The organism is Xylanimonas sp. McL0601 (assembly GCF_049852175.1).
Lineage (GTDB): Bacteria > Actinomycetota > Actinomycetes > Actinomycetales > Cellulomonadaceae > Xylanimonas.
This window is the reverse complement of sequence record NZ_CP187527.1, coordinates 3,267,347-3,288,301: the sequence shown is the minus strand read 5'-3', so window position 1 is coordinate 3,288,301 and position 20,955 is coordinate 3,267,347. Positions and strand designations below refer to the sequence as shown.

The following is a 20,955-nucleotide window of genomic DNA, read 5'->3' as shown; positions in this document are numbered from 1 at the left end:
GACGTGACCTGGGTGGGGGCCGGGCGACCGGCCCCCACCACCGGCCCCTCGAAAGGTGGTCCCCGTGTCGACGGCGACACTCTCGGTGCCGGAGCGGCGCCGCAGCCTCACCGGCTGGGCGTTCTTGTTCCCGGCCGCACTGCTCATCGCCTGGATGAACTTCTGGCCGATGATCCAGGCGTTCATCCTTTCCTTCAAGACCGGCCGCGGGACGCGTCTCGAGTGGGCCGACCCGTGGTGGTCGAACTACCAGCGGCTCCTCGAAGACGACATCTTCCACACCACGCTTCTCAACACCTTCATCTACCTCGTGGTGCAGGTGCCGATCATGCTGCTGCTCGCGCTCATCCTGGCGACGCTGCTCAACGACCCCCGGCTGCGGCTGCGCGGCATGTGGCGGACGGCGATCTTCCTGCCCTGCGCGGTCTCGCTGGTCGCGTACTCGCTCGTGTTCCGCACCCTGTTCTCGAACGAGGGCCTGGTGAACGACGCTCTGCGGGCCGTCGGGCTCATCGACCACCCGATCAACTGGCTCGGCACGCCCGGCACGGCGCGGCTCGTCATCATCCTGGGCCTGCTGTGGCGGTGGACCGGCTACAACATGGTCTTCTACCTGGCCGCGCTGCAGAACCTCGAGCCGACGACGTTCGAGGCGGCGCGCATCGACGGCGCCGGCCCCGTCAAGTCCTTCTGGTACGTCACCGTGCCGCAGCTCAAGCCGATGATCCTGCTGACGGCGATCTTGTCGACGAACGGCACGCTCCAGCTCTTCGACGAGTCCTACAACCTGACGCAGGGCGGCCCGGCCAACAGCTCGATGTCGATGGCGCACTACCTTTACGAGATCTCGTTCCACCGAAACCCGAACTTCGGCTACGCCTCTGCGCTGTCATACGCCATCCTGCTGATGGTGGCGGCGCTGGCCGCACTGCAGATGAAGGTGGGTGACCGGCGTGACTGAGCTCGCCACCAAGGTCGAACCCGTCGTCGCCCCGCCCGCCACACGGGCGCCGAGGCCTTCGCTGCGGCGGCTTCCCCGCTACGCCTTCCTCACCGTCGCCGCCGTCGTATCCGTCTTCCCGCTGTACTACATGGTCGTCTCGGCGACGAACACCAGCAAGGACGTCCTCGACTCCCGGCTGCTGCCGGGCGGGGCGCTGCTCGGCAACCTGGACAAGCTCTTCGCGCAGCAGGACGTCGCGAGCGCGATGTGGCACTCGTTCGTGAACGCGACCCTCACCACAGTGGGGGCGCTGGTGATCTGCTCGATCGCCGGGTACGGGTTCGAGGTGTTCCACTCGCGGGGCAAGGACCGCATGATGCGGATCCTGCTGCTGGCGATCATGATCCCGTTCGCCGCGACGATGATCCCGCTGTTCCGGATGTTCGCGAGGCTCGATCTCGTGAACTCGACGTTCGCAGTGATCCTGCCCGCGATCTCCACGCCGTTCCTCATCCTGCTCTTCCGCCAGGCCTCGCGCGGGTTCCCGCACGAGATCCTGGAGGCGGCCCGCCTGGACGGTCTGAGCGAGCTGTCGATCTTTGGCCGCATCTACCTGCCGACGATGCGCTCGACGTTCGCCGCAGCCGCGGTCATCACGTTCATGACGGCGTGGAACAACTTCCTGTGGCCCAAGGTCATCCTCGTCGACAACACCTACCAGACGATGCCGATGCTCCTGTCCAATCTCACGGCCGGGTACGTGACCGACTACGGGGTGCTCATGCTCGCCGTGCTGCTCGCGTCCCTGCCGACCGTCGTCATCTTCCTCGTCCTGCAGCGGTCGTTCGCCCAGGGCATCACTGGAGCAGTCAAGTGAACTTCGATCTCACCCGAGACCTCAACCGCATCGCCGACCCCACGTTCGTCGCCGAGAACCGGCTTCCCGCGCACTCCGACCACCGCTGGTTCGCGGACGACGGCGAGGCGGCCGCCGGGGCATCGAGCTTCGAGCAATGCCTCAACGGCCTGTGGAAGCTGCACTACGCGAAGAACCCCGCAGGCACGCTGCCCGAGTTCTGGGCAGCCGACACCTCGGGGTGGGACGACGTGCCCGTGCCCGCCCATCTGCAGCTGCTCGGCTACGACCGGCCGCAGTACACGAACGTCCAGTACCCGTGGGACGGGCACGAGCAGGTGGCGCCAGGGGAGGTGCCCACCGGGTACAACCCGGTCGGCAGCTACGTGAAGGACTACGAGCTCGACCGCCCGCTCGACCCGGGCGAGCGGCTGTCGGTCACGTTCCACGGCGCCGAGAGCGCGATCGCCGTCTGGCACAACGGCACGTACGTCGGGTACGGCACCGACGGGTACACGCCGTCGGAGTTCGACCTCACGCCCACGGTCGCCCCCGGCCTGAACCGCCTGGCCGTGCAGGTCATCAAGTTCTCTGGGCAGTCGTGGATCGAGGACCAGGACTTCTACCGGTTCTCCGGCATCTTCCGCGACGTGGTGCTGTACCGGCGTCCGGCCGTGCACCTGCAGGACGTCCGCGTCACCACCGAGGTGGCCCCCGACCGCGCGTCCGCCGTCGTGCGCGTGCGGGTCGCCCTCGACGGGGACGGTTCCGTGCGGGCCACGCTCGACGGCGTCGGCGCGCTCACCGCCGACGAGACCGGCGACCTCGCCGTCGTCGTCGACAAGCCGCGTCTCTGGAGCGCCGAGGACCCGCACCTGTACGCGCTGCGCCTCGAGGTGCTCGACGGCGCGGGAGCCGTCGTCGAGGTGGTGCCGCAGCGCGTGGGTATCCGCCGCTTCGGCATCGAGGGCGGCGTGCTGCGCGTGAACGGGCAGCGGGTGGTGTTCCGCGGCGTCAACCGGCACGAGTTCGGCCTGCAGGGCCGCGTGATGAGCCGCGAGCAGACGGAGGCGGACCTGCGCCTCATGAAGCGGGCGAACATCAACGCCGTCCGCACCAGCCACTACCCGAACAACTCGTTCTTCTACGAGCTCGCCGACCAGTACGGCCTCTACATCGTCGACGAGATGAACGTCGAGGCGCACGGCGTCTGGGACGAGATCATTCAGGGGCGGCGCCGCATCGAGGAGGCCGTGCCCGGGGACCGGTCCGAGTGGCGTCCCTCGCTGCTGGCGCGCGCCGAGGCGATGTTCGAGCGCGACAAGAACCACCCGTCGATCGTCATGTGGTCGTGCGGCAACGAGGCGTTCGGCGGCACCAACTTCCGCGACGTCGCCGACTGGTTCCGCGCGCACGACTCCCGGCCGGTCCACTACGAGGGCGTGGCGCACGACCCGCGCTACCCCGAGACCACCGACGTCGTCTCGCGGATGTACGCACCGGCCGCGGAGATCGAGGCGTTCCTGGCCGAGCACCGCGACAAGCCCTACATCCTGTGCGAGTACGCGCACGCGATGGGCAACTCGTTCGGCGCCGTCGAGAATTACACCGAGCTGGCCTATCGGGAGGCGCTGTTCCAGGGCGGCTTCATCTGGGACTTCTCCGACCAGGCGATCGCGCTGCGCGACCGCCACGGCCGGCCGTTCCTGGGGTACGGCGGCGACTGTGGCGAGGCGCCGCACGACGGAGAGTTCTGCGGCAACGGCATCGTGTTCGCCGACCACAGCCCGACGCCCAAGCTGCAGGAGGTGCGGCACGTCTACCAGCCCCTGCGCGTCGTGGTGGACGAGTCGTCGGTGGCAGTGGAGAACCGGCACCTGTTCACGGACGCCGCCGCGTTCGCGGCCGACGTCGTCGTCCGGCGCGAGGGCGTGACGGTCGCGAGGGCGCCGCTCGACGTGGCGCTCGCGCCGGGGGACAAGGCGACGTTCCCGCTGCCCGTCGCGGTGCCCGCCGTAGGTGGCGAGTACACCGTGGACGTCTCGTTCCGGCTGAGGTCCGCGACCGACTGGGCCGACGCCGGGCACGAGGTGGCGTTCGGGCAGGGCGTGGTGGTGCGGCCGGGCGTGCGCGCAGTCGTGCAGGCGCCGGCGCCTCGCGTGGTGCGCGGCATCCACAACATCGGCGTGCATGGCACGCACTTCAGCGCGCTCTTCTCGCAGATCCACGGTGGCCTCGCCTCCTACCGGTTCGGCCTGACGCACGACGGCGGCCGCGAGCTGCTCGCGTCCGTGCCGCGGCCGAGCTTCTGGCACGCGCCGACGTCCAACGAGTCGGGCTGGGGCATGCCGTTCGAGGACGGCTCATGGCTGCTCGCCTCCCGCTACGCGCGGGCGGCCCGCGGCGGCCCCGCGGTCACCGAGCACTTCGACTCGGTCGAGGTGCGGTACACGTACGAGCTGCCGACGGCGCCGGCGTCGAAGTGCGACGTCGCCTACCGGGTGTTCGGGGACGGGCGCATCGAGGTGACGCAGTCGCTGCGGCCGGGGGCGGGGCTCACCGATCCGCCCGAGGTGGGGCTGCTGCTCGAGACGTCGGCGGACCTGTCGCACCTGCGGTGGTACGGGGACGGGCCGGAGGAGTCGTACGTCGACCGGCGTGGCGGGGCGCGGCTCGGGGTGTTCTCGGCCGAGGTCGAGGACCAGCTCACGCCGTACCTGCGACCGCAGGAGGCCGGGAACCACACCGGGGTCCGGTGGGCGACCGTGACGGACGACCGGGGGCGGGGCCTGCGCCTCTCCTGCTCCAGTGCTCCGGAGAGCCTGGGGATGGAGCTCTCGGCCCTGCCGTGGACGCCGTTCGAGATCGAGAACGCGCGTCATCACACCGAGCTGCCGCCGATCCACCGCACGGTGCTGCGCCCCGCGCTCATGCGCCGCGGGGTGGGTGGCGACGACTCGTGGGGGGCGCGGACGCACCCGGAGTACCTGCTGCCGCGCGGGCAGGAGCTCGAGTTCCGGTTCACGTTCCAGGGGCTGTAGCACCGACGTGCCCGCCGCCGTGGATGGACTCCCGACGAGCCCACCCATCGCGGCGCGCGCCGGAGTCGGCGTGGGCCGGCAGGCTCAGGGCGCAGGGAGCAGACCGCGCTGCATCGCGACCGTGACCGCGTGGGTGCGGTCGTCGACGCCCAGCTTCGCGAACGCCCGCAGCAGGTGCGTCTTCACGGTGGCCTCGGTGATGAACAGCTCGCGCCCGATCGCGGCGTTCGACAGCCCGCGTGCCACACCGGCCAGCACCTCGAGCTCGCGCGCGGTGAGCCGCTCGCCGTCGCTGCGCATCTGCTGCACGAGCCGGGAGGCCACCGAGGGGGAGAGCGCCGACTCGCCGCGCGCCGCGCCGCGCACGCCGGCGACGAGCTGGTCCCGCGGAGTGTCCTTGAGCAGGTACCCGGTGGCCCCGGCCTCGACGGCGCGCAGGATGTCGGCGTCGGTCTCGTAGGTGGTGAGGACGAGGACCCGGACACCGGGCAGCTCGGCGACGATCCGCGCGGTGGCGGCGGCGCCGTCCAGCACCGGCATCCGCAGGTCCATGAGCACGAGGTCCGGCCGCAGCACCCGGGCGGCCTCGACCGCCGCGGCGCCGTCGGCGACCTCGCCCACAACCTCGACGTCGGGTTCGACCGTGAGCATCCCGACAAGCCCCGAGCGGACCACCGGGTGGTCGTCGGCCACCAGTACCCGCACCGTGCCCACCGCCTTCGCCGCCGTCACAGTGTCCTCGTCTCTGGCGCCGTGAGCGGCGCCTCCTTCTCGTCCCGCGGAGGCAGCTCCAGCCGTACCCGCGTCCCGCGCCCGGGCTCCCCGGCGACGTCGAGCGTCCCGCCACCGGCCGTGACGCGCTCGCGCATACCGCGCAGCCCGACGCCCTCGGCGGTGCCCGGTGCCAGGCCCCGCCCGTCGTCCAGCACCTCCAGCGCGATCGTGCCGTCGTCCCGCGCGAGGCGAAGCAGCACCCGGTGGGCGCCCGCGTGCTTGCGGACGTTGGCCAGCGCCTCCTGCGCGGCCCGCAGCACGACGACCTCGGTGTCCCGGTCGGGGGCGCCTGCGTCGCCCAGGCGGACGTCGACCTGGATGCCGGTCTCGGCCTGGAACCGCTCGGCCAGTCGCTCCAGTGCCTCGGCGATCGTCGCGTCCGCGAGCGCCGCGGGCCCGAACGCGGCGACCAGCGCCCGCGCCTCTGCCAGGTTCTCCCGGGCAACCCGTTCGACCTGCTCCACCCGGTGCCGCGCCAGCTGGGGCCGCCCGGCGTCGAGCTCCGCCTGCGCGGTCTGCGCGAGCATGACGACGCTGGTGAAGCCCTGCGCCAGGGTGTCGTGGATCTCCTGCGCCATCCGCGCCCGCTCCGCGAGCACGCCGGCGGCGTGGTTGCCGGCCGCGAGCTGCGCCTGTACGGCCTCCAGCTGCTCCAGCAGCAGGGCGCGCTCCTCGGACCGCTCGGTGACCCGCGTGACCCAGAAGCCGAGCGCCAGCGAGAACAGCAGCCCGACGGCCATCTGGCCCGCGAGCACCAGCACCTCCGGACCGTGCGCGTCGACCTCCAGCGCGGTACCGACGCACGAGGTCACGGCCATGATCGCCGACGCGACGACGCCCTCGGCCAGACGGGACGCGAAGAACCACACCTGCGAGAACCCGATGAACAGCAGGATCGAGCCGATCGAGCTCGTGCCGCTCGCCAGCGCCACGACTGCGATGAGCACGGCCAGGTACGCGCGGGTCAGCCGGACGTCGCCCCGCACTCCTCCGCGCCTACCGAACGTCAGGTAGGCGACGAGCAGGAGGACCAGCGCGCCGACCGCGGACAGCGTCGGCGGGCCGGGTGGCAGGCCGTCGACGACGGCGATCGACACCGCGCAGATCGCCAGCAGGGCGTAGAACAAGATGTCCCAGCCGAGCAGCGCACGCCGCCAGAACTCCTGACGCTCCTGCGTCCGCGGGGTGCGGGCGGCCGCAGGCGCGCGCCCCGCTCCGGACGCCGTGCGCACCTCGAGCCCGTCCACGGGTCCAGTGTGGCGTGCCGAGAGCTCAGCCGTCGTCACGCCGCCGCCACCGGAACGTCCGCACGCCGACCACGAGCCCGACGGCCAGCCAGGCGACCAGGACCGCCGCGATGGCGCCGTGCTGCCAGGACCCCGACGGCTCCAGCGAGGCCGCCTCGTCCGGCAGGAACACCGACCGCATGCCCTGCGCCATCCACTTGAGCGGGAACACCGACGCCACCCGCTGCATCCACGACGGCAGGTCGTAGAACACGAAGAACACGCCGGAGATGAACTGCAGCACCAGCACGACCGGCGTGACCACGGTGCTCGCGGACCGGCCGGACCGCGGCAGCGAGGAGAACCCGACGCCGCACACCGCGCCGGTGGCGACGCCGAGCACGAACACCCACGCGAACGTTACCCAGCCCGACGCGTCCGGCATGTCGACGTCGAACAGCAGCGCGGCGACCGTGAGCAGCAGCGCGACCTGCACCACCGACACGAGCAGCACCTGGCCGACCTTGCCGAGGAAGTACGCGGCCGGCGGCAGCGGAGTGCCGCGGAGCCGCTTGAGCCCGCCCTCGTCCCGCTCGACGGGGATGGAGATGGCCAGCGACTGGAACGACGACAGCAGGACGCCGGTCGCGATCATGCCGGGCAGGAAGTACTGCGTGAACGGCACGCTGGCCGCGACCTCGGCGCCGTCCCGGCCGAACACCGTCGCGAAGATGGTCAGCATGACGATCGGGTAAGCGAAGATGAAGATGATCGCGTCCCGCTCCCGGAAGAACCCGCGGACCTCGTACCGTGCGCGCTCGACGCCGAGGCGCAGCGTGCCCGGCACGCGCGTGGCGGCAGGACGGGTCGGCAGGGTCGTGGCGCTCATCGGGCGGCCCCCATCGCGAGAGCAGGGGCGGGGGTGGCGGCAGCAGCCGCGTCGTCGTCGGCGATCAGGCCCAGGTACACGTCCTCGAGCGTCGGCCGGAGCACCTGCAGGCCGGGCACCTCGCCGGTCGCGCCGGTGAGCCGCGAGGCCAGGGCCGTGACCATCGCGGTGGGGGCGTCGGTACGCTCCTCGCACCTGACGCCGCTCTCCGTCCAGCGCACGACGGCCTGCCGCGCGGACCGGCCGCCGAGGTCGGCGGGGGTGTCGACCGCGACGACCCGGCCGGACCGCACGACGGCGACCCGGTCCGCCAGGTGCTCGGCCTCCTCCAGGTAGTGCGTCGTCAGCAGGATGGTCGTACCGCCGTCGCGCAGGCCGGTGATGAGATCCCAGAACGCGTGCCGGGCCTCTGGGTCGAACCCGGTGGTCGGCTCGTCCAGGAACAGCAGCTCGGGCCGCCCGACGATGCCGAGGGCGACGTCGAGCCGCCGCCGCTGGCCGCCGGAGAGCTGCCGGGTGCGGCTGCGCGCCTTCTCGCGCAGCCCGACGGCGTCGATCACCTCGTCGGGGTCGCGCGGGTCGGGGTAGTACCGGGCGAAGTGGCGCACGAGCTCGGAGACCGTCGCCTCCGCGAGGTCGTTCGTGCCCTGCAGCACGATGCCGACGCGGGCGCGCCAGTCCCTCCCCGCGGTCCGTGGGTCGACGCCGAGCACGCGGACGTCGCCGCCGTCCCGGTGCCGGTATCCCTCGAGGATCTCGATGGTCGTCGTCTTGCCGGCTCCGTTGGGCCCGAGCACGGCGACGACCTCGCCGCGTGCCACCGTGAGGTCCAGCCCGTCGACGGCGTGCTTGTCGCCGTACCGCTTCTGCAGCCCGGTCACCCGGACCGCGAGGTCGTTGTCGTCCATGGCAGCCAGCCTGTCGGGGGCAGGGGCGACGCCGCGACGACCGGCAGACGGGGCGCTGGGTCCACCGATCGGTGGACGCGCAGGTCAGACGCCGGTCACCGCGACGACTGCGGCCGCCCCGATCGTCACGAGCGCGACGAACACGTAGAACGACAACCGCATGCGGTGGCCGGCCGCTCGCAGCAGGGCGGCGACGACGAGCGCCGCCACGGCGAGCAGAGGAGCGTCGACGACGCCCGCCTGGTCGGGTGGGACGTGGATCGCGCGCAGGAGCTCCCGCGGCAGGTCGAGCATCGGCTCGCCCCGCTGGACGGGCCCGACCTGGAACATCAGGACCGTGCCGGCCACCGCCGCGAGCGCCAGCAGGCGCGGCACCGTGCGAAGCAGCGCGCCGCATGCCCGCATGGGCCAGCGCCGACGTCGTGCCGAGGGCGCCTGGGGTTCGGTGGCCGCCGGTCGTTCCGGGGTGGGGTACGGCCGGGTGGGATCGCCGAACCCGGCGGGCGGCTGCGCGACGGTCGGCGGCTGCCCGAGCGCCGGTGCAGGCCCACGCATCGTCGCGGGGCCGGCCGCCTGGACCGACGGGGGCTGCGGCGACGGGCCGAGGTGCTTCACCGGGCTCGTACGAGGGCGGTACGACGGCGGCGCCAGGCGCGCCACCACGGTGGCGGCCGCGTCCGGGCCGCGCAGGACCTGCGTCGGCGACGGAAGGACGGGTCCTCGCCGGGGCGCGCCGGCCGGACGCGCTGGGGGCGGCGCCGACTGCGGGTTCCGGTATGCCCGCCATCCACGCAGGCTGTCGGGGTACCCGCCCGGGGGAGCGGCGGCCTGCCACCGCATGGCCTGCCAGATCCAGTCCTTGATCTGGGCCGGCGTGCTGCCATGGGCGACCTGCGCACCGATGCTGGCGACGTGGTCGGCGATGACCTGCTCGGCGGCACCGTCGAACCCGTCGTCGTGGAGCTCGCAGAGCACGCTCATGAGCGTGGCGTCGTAGACCAGCGCGTGCCAGGGCGCCGTCGCCGTCGCCGCGGCCGCAGCCGCCTTCGCCTCCGTGCCCGGCCGCACCATGATCTTCGTCGGCCGTCCGGCGTAGGCGTGCAGGTCGAAGGTGAGCCCGGCGACCGGGCCGAGCGCCTGCTCGGCCGCCGTCAGGCCGCCGCCCACGATCGTGTCGGTGAGCAGCAGCGTCCCGTCGTCGGCCTCGCCGGCGAGCCGGGCGCGAAGCACCTGCGTGAGGCTCTCCAGCGCCGGGCGGTGGTCGGGCCGGTACCGGGTCATCGCGAGGACCAGCCCGAGCACGTGCCTGTCGATCGCCGGCGACAGGGCGAGCGTGCGTACGTCGCCGGGGGCTACCTCGACGAGGTCCTCCGCGTGGACGTCTCGGCCGAGGAAGTTCAGGTCCGGCGGCAGGCTGCCGGTGCTTGCGAACACCAGCAGCAAGCCCAGCGAGTAGACGTCCGAGCGTGGGTGGACGCGCCGGGTGAACAGCTCCGGCGCCATGTAGGCGAGGGTCCCGGCCGGCTGGGTCGACGTCGCGGCGTCGAACACCTTGGCGACGCCGAGGTCGATCAGGACCGCCCGGTCGCCGTCGATCATGATGTTCGCGGGCTTCAGGTCGCGGTGGATGCACTGCTGCTCCTGCAGGACGCGCAGGGCGGACACGAGCTGGTCGGCCAGGCGCAGCGCCCGGCGCGCGTCGAGCGGACCGGCCTCGCGCACGTGGTCGCTCAGGGTCCGGCCCGGCACGAGCTCCATCGCGAACCACGGCTGGGCCTCGCCGAGCCCCGTCTGGAGGAGCCGTGGGAAGCCTCGGCCTCCCACCTTCTCCAGCAGCCGCGCCTCCAGCGCGAAGCGCTCGCGGGCGCCGTCGTACTGGCTGGTCAGCACCTTGAGGGCGACCTCCGTGCCGTCGTCGTCGACGGCGCGGTACACGTGTGCGAACCCGCCGTGGCCGAGCGCCTCGCCGACCGTGAACGGGCCGACCTTGGCCCCGGTCGCGGGGATGGTGCGCACCGGCGCAGCGGGCGGGACTGTCGCGGCCAGTGCGACCGGCGCGGCCGACGGCGGGGGTGGCGGCGGCACGGGACCCGGGTCGACCACACCGGTCGGCGTGGGTGTGCTCTGCTCGAAGCCGGGCATGCGCGCAACGTACCAAGAAGCGCGCGGACGGGCGCCCGCGCCGAGGCGGTGGGGTGGGCGGACCGTTCACGACCCCGTGGCGATCCTCCCGGTCGGCCGAGGCCGAGCGACCGTTCAAGCTCCTCTGAGGCGCTCCCACCCACGCCGGAGATCGGGTCCGTGGGCAACGAAGTTGCCCACAGTCTGCCATCTGACCCTGGTTGATCGAACACATGTTCGATAGGCTTCCAGCGTGGTCGGCGGAGGCGCGAAGGGTCAGATGATGGGCGGTAGCCCAGGCATTGGCGTGCCCTCGACGGATCGTCTGAGCGGTGACCATCGACGGGTGGATGCTGCCTCCGCGCTGGCCGCACTGGCCCCTCTCGCAGGCGCGGTGATCGAGGACGACGGTTCTCTCGCGGCGCGGCTGGGCGACCAGCCGGGACTCGTCGACTCGATGCTGGGCCGGTCTTTCCTGGACCCGTCAGGCGCGGTGGGCGGGCGAGACGGGCTGCCTGCCGAAGCGGTCGCGCTGATCGACGTGCACGGCGCCGTCGGGCCCGCAGAGCTGGACGCCACCCTCGAGGCGATCATCGCGGTGCGCACGCAGATGAACGCACTGGAGGCGCGGGAGGCGCTCCTGCTGGAGCGGGTTCGCCGACAGGCGCTGCGCGCCGAGACCGCACTGCTGGACGGGGCGGAGCCGATGGTGCGCGCGGCGAGCGTCGACCGACGGCGTGAGCTGGCCCATCGGGCGGTGGTGGCCGAGGTCGCGCTGGCGGTGCACCAGGAGGAGCACGCCGTGGCCGCGCGCATGGATCGCGCCCAGGCGCTGGTGGCACGGGCGCCGCGCACCCTGGCCGGGGCGGTGGAAGGGCAGGTGCCGTGGGCCAACGCAGCGCGCGTCGCACACGCCGTGGCCGAGCTCGACGAGCGAGCGGCTGCCCGGCTGGACGCCGAGGTCGCACACGCGGCCAGCTGTCAGAACGCTCGCCGGTTTGCGCGCACGGTGCGCAGGGCGCGCGAGCGTGTCCACGCCACGCCACCGGAGGTGCGGCACGCGGAGGCCGCGACGAAGCGCGGGGTGTGGGTCGATCCGGCCGCCGACGGCATGGCATACCTGACGCTGTTCGCCCCGGCTCCGGCGGTGCACGCGATCGCCGACCGGATCACCACCGTCGGGCGCTCGGCCCGTGGGGAGGGTGACGGGCGCACCCTGGCCCAGCTGCGTGCCGACGTGGCCTGCGCCCTCCTGCTGGACGACGGCACCTTGGACGACGGCACCCTGGACCTGCAACCCGGGAGCGGCGCCGAGAACGCCGAGCTCGAGGCGGAACCCTTCGGCCGCAACGGGTTCTCCCTGGCCGCCGTGGCCCGCTCGGTGCGCCCGAAGATCTACGTGACAGTCCCGGTCCTCACATTGCTGGACCGCACGGATGAGCCCGCCCTGTTGGACGGCACGGTCCCGATCGCCCCGGACACCGCCCGTGAGCTGGCTGGCCTGGCGACGTCGTTCACCCGGCTGCTGACCCACCCCGAGACCGGGCAGATCCTGGCGGTCGGCTCGGAGTCGTACCGGCCACCGGCCGACCTACGGCACTACCTCAAGGTCCGCGACTCCACTTGCCGGTTCCCCGGCTGCGCGCGTCCGGCATCGGCCGCCGACGACGACCACACGCTCGCCCACGCCGACGGCGGCCGCACCGAGGCGGGCAATCTGGCCGCGTTATGCCGTCGCCATCACGTGCTCAAGCACCAGTCACGTTTCACGGTCCGCCACACGAGCAGTCGGGACGGCACCCTGATCTGGACCACGCCGACGGGCCGCACCCTCACCAGCCGTCCCGACCCCGTCCCGACGACCCTCCACCGGAGCACCCGGCCGCCAGCTCAAGAGTTCGTACCTGACTGCGGTGACCCACCCTTCTGAGGCGCTCGTCCCTGCGACAATCGCCCGGTGCTCACCACCCGCGACCTCCCGCTCCTGACCGACCCTGGCACGATCGGCCGCGGCGAGCGGTACGCCCGCCAGGACCGGGTCACCGTCGTCGGACGCTCCGGCACCGAGGTCCAGGCCGTCGTCGCGGGCACCGACGACTACCACGTGCGCGTCACCGCGACGGGCGGCGAGTGCGACTGCCCGGTCGGCGGGTTCTGCAAGCACTGCGTCGCCGTCGTCGTCGCGCTGGACGAGGGGCTGGTCCGTGCCGGAGCCGCCGGGACTGCCACGGCCGACGGCGCGGGTGCTGCCGCCGGCACCAACCCCGTGCTCGCCTGGGCGGCTGCGCTCGACCGCGCGGCGCTCGCCGACCTGATGGCGCTCGCGGCCGAGACGGTCCCAGGCGTCTACGACCTGCTCGCGGCGGCGTACCTCACCGCGACGGGCGACCTCACGGAGCTCAAGGCCCTGGTCGACGACGTGCTCAAGCCGCGGCGCTCGTTCTACGAGTACCGCCATGCGAACGCGTACGCGACCGAGGCCGCGAGCGTGGCCGACACCGTCGCCGAGCTCGCCGAGACCGCGACGCCGGAGCTGCTGCCGCTGGTCGAGCGCGCGGTGACGCTCGTCGTCCGCACGATCCTGCGCGCCGACGACTCGTCCGGGATGATCGGCGACGTCGTCGCGCAGCTCCTCGAGGCGCACCGCGCTGCGGCTGCGGGGCTGCACGGCACCCTGGACGCCAAGGCCCGCCGGCGCCTGGCCACGTGGCTGCACAAGTTCATGTTCGATGGCAAGCAGGACTTCTTCGTCGTCGACGTGGACCGGTACGCGACGGCGCTCGGCGAGGTCGGCGTCGCGCACTACGCGGCCCTCGTCGACAAGAGCGCCGCCGCGGCCGGGCTCACCGAGGCCGACCTGGCAGACCGTCGCCGCTTCCGGTCCCCGGCGTCCGAGGTTCGGTACGCGCGGCAGCGGCTTGCCATCGCGGCCCGTGACGCCGACCGGATCCTCGCTGCGTACGGCGGCGAGCCGACCGCGCAGCACGAGGCGATCGCCCTGGTGGAGGCCTACGACGACGCCGGGCTGCCGCGCAACGCGGTTCGGTGGGCGCGCGCCGGCGCTGCACTGAGCCCCACGCACCGGCATGGCGTTCTCGTCGACCGGCTCGTGCGCGACGCCGACGAGCGCGGCGACCTGCAGGAGGTCGAGGAGCTGCGCGAACGGCACCTGGCGGTGTCGCCCAGCACGGCGACGTTCGCCGCGTGGCGCGCCGCCGCGCAGGCGTCCGAGCAGTGGTCCGTCTCCGCGCAGGAGCGCACCGAGGAGATGCTGCGCGAGCGCGCACCGCACGTGCTGCTCGCCGTCCTCCTAGCCGAGGGGCGCGACGACGACGCCCGAGCTCGCGCACGCCGACGCCGGAGCGACGTCGCACGAGGGGTGGGGGCGGCTCCTCGACCGGCGTGCAGCGACCCACCCCGCCGACGTGCTGCCGATCTACCGGGCCCGGATCGAGCAGACGCTGTCCGTCACGGACAAGAGCGCCTACCACCAGGCCGCGCGGGACCTGCTGTCCATGCGTGCCGCCGCTCAGGCGGCCGGGGAGGCGCACACCGCACGGTTCGAGGCGTTCCGTGCTGCCACCGTCGAGGCGAACCGGCGCCGGCCGACCTGCATCGAGATCTTCCGTCGCAGCGGGCTGCTGTGAGGTGGTCGGGTGCGCGAGGTGTGTCGACCACATGCACGGCACGGGCGCCTGATGGGACCGTGACGACCCAGCGGCGCTAGGTGCGCGGGGAGCCGTCCGGCGTGTGGACGGACGGCCGCAGCGCGACGAGCGGCAGCCGGTGCGGCAGCCGCCGACGGGCCTCGTCGGTGTCCCGGTAGTCGAACCCGGCGAGGTCCCGCAGCAGGCGGCGCAGCATGGGCCGCAGCGGGCCGTACCGCTGCTCGTAGGCCCGCAGGATGTCGATCGCCTCCTGGTCGCCGACCGCGCGCCACGTCGCCGGGCGCGGACCGCGGCCGAAGCTCACCCAGGCGGCCCTGCCCGCGCGCAGGTTGCGCAGCCAGTCCGCGTTCGGCCCCATGCCCGCGATCACGACCGCCTCGCCGGTGCGGGCGTCGTAGCTGAGGACCTCGAGCACCGCCCGATGACGCACGCCGGTGCGCCGGCCCGTGTGCACGAGCTGCAGGAACCGGTGGCCGAGCAGCCGCCCGAGGCCGCGGTCGTAGACGGCGTTGGGCGCCGCGAACGCGCGGCGGGCCCAGGCGGGCAGCGGCGTCGTCGTCGGGGAGGCCACCCCTCGACGGTACGCGGGCCGTCGAGGGGCGGCGTCCCAGGCATCCGGTGGGCGGCACGGACTGACGCCCGCCGCTCGCGACCAGATCGCAGCCGGATCCCGCTCAGCCTGCCAGGTAGCGCTGGTACGCGACCGTCGTCAGGAACGGCGGGAAGTCCTCGCCCAGCGCGACCTCCCCGAACACCGATGCCGCGTCGTCGTACCGGTCGCCCTCGAAACGGTCGAGCCCGGCCAGCACCTCCTCGAGCACCCCCAGAGCCCGCTCGCGGGTCACCTCGCCGTGCTCGGTCCGGATCCCCGACGCGATCCACTGCCACACCTGCGAGCGCGAGATCTCGGCGGTCGCGGCGTCCTCCATGAGGTTGTCGATGGCCGCCGCGCCCGTGCCGCGCAACCACGACGCGATGTAGCGCACGCCCACGGAGATGTTGGAGCGCAGCCCGCACTCCGTCACCGAGGCGCCGGCACGCCCGGCGGAGGCGACGTCGAGCAGCTCGGCCTGACCCACCCGCACGTCCTCGCGAAGCCGCGAGACCTGGTGCGGGCGGTCGCCGAGCACGGCGTCGAGCTCCGCGAGCGCCGTGGGGATGAGGTCCGGGTGCGCGACCCACGTCCCGTCGAACCCGTCGCCGGCCTCGCGGCGCTTGTCCTCCGCCACCTTGTCCAGGGCACGTGATGTGACCTCGGGCCGTCGGCGGTCGGGGATGAACGCGCTCATGCCGCCGATGGCGTGGGCCCCGCGCCGGTGGCACGTGGCGACGAGCAGCTCGGTGTAGGCGCGCATGAACGGGGCAGTCATCGTGACCTGGTTGCGATCCGGCAGCACGTAGCTCGAGCCCCGGGTCCGCAGGTTCTTGATGATCGAGAACAGGTAGTCCCAGCGCCCCGCGTTGAGGCCGGCGGCGTGCTCGCGCAGCTCGAAGAGGATCTCCTCCATCGCGAACGCCGCGGGGAGCGTCTCGATGAGCACCGTCGCGCGGATCGTGCCGCGCGGGATGCCGATCGCGTCCTGCGCCGCCTCGAACACCCGGTTCCACAGCCGCGCCTCGCGGTACCCCTCGAGCTTGGGCAGGTAGAAGTACGGTCCGCGTCCGCGCGCGATCAGCTCGGCGGCGTTGTGGAAGAAGTACAGCCCGAAGTCGACCAGCGAGCCCGACGCCGCGGTCACGGTCCCGTCGGCGTGCTGCACGCGCAGGTGCGCCTCGGGCAGGTGCCAGCCGCGGGGCCGGAACACGATGGTCGGCAGGTCGGTGAGCCGCTCGGACCGCAGGCGGTACTCGCGCCCCTCCGGTGTGGTGTGCGAGAGCGTGCCCCGGATGGCGTCGCGCAGCGCGAGCTGGCCGCCGACGACGTTCTCCCACGTCGGCGCGGAGGCGTCCTCGGCGTCGGCGAGCCACACGCGCGCCCCGGAGTTGAGCGCGTTGATCGTCATCTTGGGGTCGGTCGGGCCGGTGATCTCGACGCGGCGGTCCTCGAGGCCAGGGGCGCCGGCGCTGCCCGCGACGCGCCAGGCGGCGTCGCGCAGCGGGCGCGTGACGGGGTCGAAGTCAGGGTCCTGACCGCCCGCGACGGCGGCCGCGCGCCGGGCGCGAGCGGCCAGCAGCTCGGCCTGCGGCTCGGCGAACCGCTCGTGCAGCATCGCGAGGAACTCGAGCGCCTCGGGCGTGAGGATCTCGTCGTCGCGCGCGGTGGCGCGGCGGGTGACGGTGAGCTGGGTCTCGGACATCGCGTCGGGGATGGGGCGTTCGGTGAGCGTGGTCATTCTGGGTTCCTCCTGGCATGAAGGGGGCTGCGGCGGAGTGGTCTCGACGGGCTCGACCACCGGCTCGGCAGCGGTCAGTGGAACTGGGCCGTCTCGGTGGAGCCGGCGAGCGCCAGGGTCGTGGCGGTGGGGTTGAGCGCGGTGGCGATGCGGTCGAAGTAGCCGGTGCCGACCTCGCGCTGGTGCTTGGTGGCGGTGTAGCCGCGCTGCTCGGAGGCCAGCTCGGCCTCCTGCAGGCGCACGTACGCGGTCATCTGTTCGCGGGCGTACCCGTGGGCGAGGTCGAACATCGAGTGGTTGAGGGCGTGGAAGCCGGCCAGGGTGATGAATTGGAAGGCGTAGCCCATCGCGCCGAGCTCGCGCTGGAAGGTCGCGATCTCCGCGTCGTCGAGGTGGGCCCGCCAGTTGAACGACGGCGAGCAGTTGTAGGCGAGCAGCTGGTCCGGGAACTCGGCGCGCACGCCCTCGGCAAAGGCCTTCGCGACGGAGAGGTCCGGCGTGCCCGTCTCCATCCACAGCAGGTCGGCGTGCGGGGCGTAGGCTCGGGCGCGGGCGATCGACGGCTCGATGCCGTTGCGCACCTCGTAGAAGCCCTCCGCCGTGCGACGGCCGGTCAGGAACGGGCGGTCGCGCTCGTCGACGTCGGACGTCAGCAGCGTCGCGGCCTCGGCGTCGGTGCGGGCGATGACCACGGTGGGCACCCCGGCGACGTCGGCGGCGAGGCGGGCGGCGTTGAGCGTGCGGACGTGCTGCTGCGTGGGCACCAGCACCTTGCCGCCCAGGTGGCCGCACTTCTTCTCGCTCGCGAGCTGGTCCTCCCAGTGCACCCCGGCCGCGCCGGCGCTGATCATCGCCGACATCAGCTCGTAGGCGTTGAGCGGGCCGCCGAACCCGGCCTCGGCGTCCGCGACGATCGGGGCGAGCCAGTCCTCGACGGTGCGGATGCCGTCCGTGCGCTCGACCTGGTCGGCGCGCAGCAGCGCGTTGTTGATACGGCGCACCACCGTGGGCACGGAGTTGGCGGGGTAGAGCGACTGGTCGGGGTACGTCTGGCCGGCGTTGTTGGCGTCGCCGGCCACCTGCCAGCCGGACAGGTAGATGGCGCGCAGCCCGGCCTTGACCTGCTGCACGGCCTGGTTGCCGGTGAGCGCGCCGAGCGCGTTGACGAAGTCGTCGGTGTGCAGCCGCTCCCACAGCAGCTCGGCGCCGCGGCGGGCGAGCGTGTGCTCCTCCTGGACCGACCCGCGGAGCCCGACGACGTCGTCCGCCGTGTACGTGCGCTCGACGCCGGCCCAGCGCGGGTCGGTGGCCCACTGCTCGGCGAGCTCGGTGGCGGTCTGGACCGTGTCTCCCGGGCGGCCGGCGGTCGTCGGGGCGGGGCGGTCGGTGAGCGCGGTCATGGGGTGCTCCTCGGGTCGTCGCGTCGTGGCTCTCGGCCCTGCTCGACGGCGGTGAGACGGCGTCGCAGCGGGGCGTGACATCGACGTTCCTCCGGCTGGCATCGTTCGCGCCAGCGCTGCGGGGAAGAAGTTTCGGCGTTCTTCTCCTTGAGCGAAGGTGTGGCGTGTGTCACCCTGAGTCATGGTTATCTCGACGTCGAGAGATCTTGGCCCGAGTCCCGTGCCTCTCGCGGACGAGCCCGACGCGCTCACCATCGGCCGTCGCATCCGCCACCTGCGCACGCAGAAGGGGATGACGCTCGAGCAGCTCGCCACAGCCATCGGCAAGGCGCCGTCGCAGGTCTCGCTGCTGGAGAACGGCAAGCGTGGGCCCACGGTCGCCCGCCTGCAGGCCGTCGCACGGGCGCTCGGCGCGGGGGTCGAGGACCTGCTCGCCCCGCAGCCGCCGTCGCGCCGCGACGCCCTGGAGATCGAGCTCGAGCGTGCCCAGCGCGGGCCGCTCTTCGACACTCTGGGCGTCCGGCCGGTGCGCGTGGGACGCAGTCTCCCCACGGACGCGCTCGAGGCGATCGTCGCGCTCCAGCGCGAGCTCGAGCGGCTGCACACCGAGCGAGCCCTCACGCCCGAGGAGGCGCGCCGCGCCAACACCGAGCTGCGCGCCGCGATGCGCGCACAGGACAACTACTTCCCCGAGCTCGAGATCGTCGCGCGCCGCCTGCTCGACGACGTCGGGCACCGCGGCGGGCCGCTGCCGCAGCGCCAGGCCGGCGACCTCGCGACCCACCTCGGGTTCGAGATCCACTACGTGCCGGACCTGCCGCACTCGACGCGCGCGGTGATCGACCGGCGCCACCACCGCGTCTACCTGCCGAGCGACGGCATCCGCGGCCGCTCCGACGCCCGCTCGGCTCTGCTGCAGGCGCTCGCGTCGCACGTGCTGGAGCACACCGAGCCGCGCGACTACGGCGAGCTGCTGCGGCAGCGCGTCGAGGCGAACTACCTGTGCGCCGCGCTGCTGCTGCCCGAGCGGGACGCCGTGCGGTTCCTGCGCGGCGCCAAGGAGCAGCGGGCCATCTCGATCGAGGACCTGCGCGACGCCTTCGCGGTCTCGTACGAGACGGCCGCGCACCGGTTCACGAACCTCGCGACCCGGCAGCTCGGCATCCCGGTGCACTTCATGAAGGTCCACGAGTCCGGGGTCATCCACAAGGCCTACGAGAACGACGGCGTCCGGTTCCCCACGGACGCGCTCGGCACGGTCGAGGGGCAGTACGTGTGCAAGCACTGGACGGCGCGCGTGGTGTTCACGGTGCCCGACCGGCTCGCGCCCTACTACCAGTACACGGACACCTCGACGGGCACGTACTGGTGCACGTCGCGGGTCAGCGACACCGCCGACGGGCTGTTCTCGGTCTCCGTGGGCGTGCCGTACGCGCAGGTCAAGTGGTTCCTGGGCCGCGAGACGACGGCGCGGGCGTCGTCGCGCTGCCCGGACGAGTCGTGCTGCCGCCGCCCGCCGGCCCCGCTCGCGGCCCGCTGGGCCGGCCACGCGTTCCCGAGCGCCCGCCCGCACGCGTCGATGCTCGCGGCGATGCCGCAGGGCGCGATGCCGGGCGTGGACCAGACGGAGGTCTACGAGTTCCTGGACCGCCACGCCCCGGCAGCGAGGTGACCGACGCCAGCCTGCGAGGTGACCCACGCCCGCGAGGTGGTGAGCGGCCCGGAGTGTGTCCGTTGCGGCGATGTGCGCGCAACGCGCAACCTGGCACACCGCATGTGCAGGAATGCACATCACTGCCTACCGTGGGGAAGTGACGACGTCGTCCTCCCGCACCCCCTCCGCCGACCAGCTGCTCGTGCTCCTCGAGGTCGCCCGCACCGGCCGGTACACCACGGCGGCGCAGGTCCTCGGGCTGACGCACACCACCGTGGCCCGGAACGTCGCCGCCCTCGAGCGGTCGCTCGGCGGCCGCGCGCTGGTGCGTGGCGCCGACGGCTGGGAGCTCACGGAGCTGGGGGAGCGCGCCGCGCGCGCGGCCGAGGCCGTGGCCCGTGCGCTGGCCCGCCTGGCCGACGGGGAGGCTGTCACCGACCCCGTCGCCGGTGTCGTGCGCATGACCGCCACCGACAGCTTCAGCGCGTATCTGGCCGCGCCGGCCGTGGCCGACCTCCGGGCGCGGCACCCCGAGCTGTCGGTCGAGATCGTCACCGTCACGCGCCGCGCGGCGCAGCACCGCTCCGGCGTCGACGTCGAGGTCGTGGTGGGCGACCCTCAGGTCCACCGCGCCAAGGCCTTCCGCCTGGCCGAGTACGAGCTCGGCCTGTACGCGTCGCGTGACTACCTCGCCCGGAACGGGACGCCCGCCACCGCGGCCGAGGCGGGCCGGCACGGCCTCGTCTACTACGTCGACTCGATGCTCCATGTCGACTCCCTGGACGTGCCGCGCCGCCTCCTGCCGGGCGCCCGCGACGCCCTGACCTCGACCAACGTGTTCGTCCACGTCGAGGCGACGCGCGCGGGCGCCGGGATCGGGTTCCTGCCGTGCTTCGCCGCCGACCGTCACGCCGACCTGGTGCGGCTGCTGCCCGACGTCGTGCGCGACCGCCTGCCGTACTGGGTCGTGGTGCACCCGGAGTCGTGGCGGCGACCGGCCGTGGCCGCCGTCGTCGACGGCCTGCGCCGGCAGGTCGCGCTGCAGCGCGACGCCCTGCTCGGCGTACGGGCGCCGGAGCCCAGCCCTGAGCGCTGACCGCGGGTGGCAGTCGCAGAACGCGCACCCGCCGCCGGGGAGGTGC

15 protein-coding genes are annotated in these 20,955 nt (G+C 73.2%); 7 read left to right on the top strand and 8 right to left on the bottom strand.

What is annotated here, in order from left to right:
- Window positions 1-64 precede the first annotated feature (64 nt).
- From ACO4JP_RS15210 to ACO4JP_RS15200, 3 genes are read left to right on the top strand one after another with little or no spacing between them, the layout of a single operon-like run.
- Window positions 65-961, top strand: coding sequence for a carbohydrate ABC transporter permease (locus tag ACO4JP_RS15210; RefSeq protein ID WP_425954818.1), 897 nt, complete (start codon window positions 65-67; stop codon window positions 959-961).
- On the top strand, window positions 954-1,820 hold the full coding sequence (locus tag ACO4JP_RS15205; protein WP_425954817.1) for a carbohydrate ABC transporter permease: 867 nt from the start codon (window positions 954-956) through the stop codon (window positions 1,818-1,820). Before ACO4JP_RS15210 ends, ACO4JP_RS15205 begins: the two co-directional genes overlap by 8 nt.
- Complete coding sequence (locus tag ACO4JP_RS15200; protein WP_425954816.1) at window positions 1,817-4,840, top strand: glycoside hydrolase family 2 TIM barrel-domain containing protein; 3,024 nt, start codon at window positions 1,817-1,819, stop codon at window positions 4,838-4,840. Before ACO4JP_RS15205 ends, ACO4JP_RS15200 begins: the two co-directional genes overlap by 4 nt.
- A gap of 84 nt (window positions 4,841-4,924) precedes the next feature.
- Here ACO4JP_RS15200 and ACO4JP_RS15195 read toward each other — a convergent pair whose 3' ends face one another.
- The 5 genes from ACO4JP_RS15195 to ACO4JP_RS15175 form a co-directional block, all read right to left on the bottom strand.
- Window positions 4,925-5,572 (bottom strand): response regulator, encoded by a 648-nt coding sequence (locus ACO4JP_RS15195; protein WP_425954815.1) that lies wholly within the window; start codon window positions 5,570-5,572, stop codon window positions 4,925-4,927.
- Window positions 5,569-6,861, bottom strand: a complete 1,293-nt coding sequence (locus ACO4JP_RS15190) for a sensor histidine kinase (RefSeq protein WP_425954814.1) — start codon at window positions 6,859-6,861, stop codon at window positions 5,569-5,571. Before ACO4JP_RS15190 ends, ACO4JP_RS15195 begins: the two co-directional genes overlap by 4 nt.
- A 25-nt stretch (window positions 6,862-6,886) precedes the next feature.
- Complete coding sequence (locus ACO4JP_RS15185) at window positions 6,887-7,729, bottom strand: ABC transporter permease (RefSeq protein ID WP_425954813.1); 843 nt, start codon at window positions 7,727-7,729, stop codon at window positions 6,887-6,889.
- A complete protein-coding gene (locus ACO4JP_RS15180; RefSeq protein WP_425954812.1) occupies window positions 7,726-8,637 on the bottom strand; it encodes an ABC transporter ATP-binding protein in 912 nt (303 codons plus the stop codon). The genes ACO4JP_RS15185 and ACO4JP_RS15180 overlap by 4 nt, the downstream gene beginning before the upstream one ends.
- 84 nt (window positions 8,638-8,721) lie before the next feature.
- The gene (locus tag ACO4JP_RS15175; protein WP_425954811.1) at window positions 8,722-10,779 is read right to left on the bottom strand and encodes a protein kinase domain-containing protein; all 2,058 of its coding nucleotides are present in this window, start codon (window positions 10,777-10,779) and stop codon (window positions 8,722-8,724) included.
- A 325-nt stretch (window positions 10,780-11,104) separates the two neighbouring features.
- Here ACO4JP_RS15175 and ACO4JP_RS15170 point away from each other — a divergent pair, with 325 nt between their 5' ends.
- Together ACO4JP_RS15170 and ACO4JP_RS15165 are read left to right on the top strand one after the other, a co-directional pair.
- Window positions 11,105-12,688 carry an HNH endonuclease signature motif containing protein gene (locus ACO4JP_RS15170; RefSeq protein WP_425954810.1) on the top strand — a complete coding sequence of 528 codons (1,584 nt, stop codon included), beginning with the start codon at window positions 11,105-11,107 and terminating at the stop codon, window positions 12,686-12,688.
- A 27-nt stretch (window positions 12,689-12,715) separates the two neighbouring features.
- Complete coding sequence (locus ACO4JP_RS15165; protein WP_425954809.1) at window positions 12,716-14,485, top strand: SWIM zinc finger family protein; 1,770 nt, start codon at window positions 12,716-12,718, stop codon at window positions 14,483-14,485.
- Here the strand turns inward: ACO4JP_RS15165 and ACO4JP_RS15160 are convergent.
- From ACO4JP_RS15160 to aceA, 3 genes are all read right to left on the bottom strand, one after another.
- Window positions 14,482-14,997 carry a nitroreductase family deazaflavin-dependent oxidoreductase gene (locus ACO4JP_RS15160; protein ID WP_425954808.1) on the bottom strand — a complete coding sequence of 172 codons (516 nt, stop codon included), beginning with the start codon at window positions 14,995-14,997 and terminating at the stop codon, window positions 14,482-14,484. The genes ACO4JP_RS15165 and ACO4JP_RS15160 overlap by 4 nt on opposite strands.
- A 103-nt stretch (window positions 14,998-15,100) precedes the next feature.
- Entirely contained in the window at window positions 15,101-16,759 is a 1,659-nt protein-coding gene (aceB, locus tag ACO4JP_RS15155; RefSeq protein ID WP_425954807.1) for a malate synthase A, read from the bottom strand.
- Window positions 16,760-16,833: 74 nt separating this feature from the next.
- Window positions 16,834-18,159, bottom strand: a complete 1,326-nt coding sequence (gene aceA, locus ACO4JP_RS15150) for an isocitrate lyase (protein ID WP_425954806.1) — start codon at window positions 18,157-18,159, stop codon at window positions 16,834-16,836.
- A gap of 181 nt (window positions 18,160-18,340) precedes the next feature.
- Here aceA and ACO4JP_RS15145 point away from each other — a divergent pair, with 181 nt between their 5' ends.
- Together ACO4JP_RS15145 and ACO4JP_RS15140 are read left to right on the top strand one after the other, a co-directional pair.
- The gene (locus ACO4JP_RS15145; RefSeq protein WP_425954805.1) at window positions 18,341-19,831 is read left to right on the top strand and encodes a helix-turn-helix domain-containing protein; all 1,491 of its coding nucleotides are present in this window, start codon (window positions 18,341-18,343) and stop codon (window positions 19,829-19,831) included.
- Window positions 19,832-19,970: 139 nt separating this feature from the next.
- Window positions 19,971-20,909, top strand: a complete 939-nt coding sequence (locus ACO4JP_RS15140; protein ID WP_425954804.1) for a LysR family transcriptional regulator — start codon at window positions 19,971-19,973, stop codon at window positions 20,907-20,909.
- Window positions 20,910-20,955: the final 46 nt, after the last annotated feature.

Excerpts from the sequence above, each read along its gene's own strand:
- ACO4JP_RS15145 (WP_425954805.1), top strand. The coding sequence starts at position 18,341 with ATGGTTATCTCGACGTCGAGAGATCTTGGCCCGAGTCCCGTGCCTCTC.
- ACO4JP_RS15175 (WP_425954811.1), bottom strand. The coding sequence starts at position 10,779 with ATGCCCGGCTTCGAGCAGAGCACACCCACGCCGACCGGTGTGGTCGAC.
- ACO4JP_RS15185 (WP_425954813.1), bottom strand. The coding sequence starts at position 7,729 with ATGAGCGCCACGACCCTGCCGACCCGTCCTGCCGCCACGCGCGTGCCG.
- aceB (WP_425954807.1), bottom strand. The coding sequence starts at position 16,759 with ATGACCACGCTCACCGAACGCCCCATCCCCGACGCGATGTCCGAGACC.
- aceA (WP_425954806.1), bottom strand. The coding sequence starts at position 18,159 with ATGACCGCGCTCACCGACCGCCCCGCCCCGACGACCGCCGGCCGCCCG.
- ACO4JP_RS15180 (WP_425954812.1), bottom strand. The coding sequence starts at position 8,637 with ATGGACGACAACGACCTCGCGGTCCGGGTGACCGGGCTGCAGAAGCGG.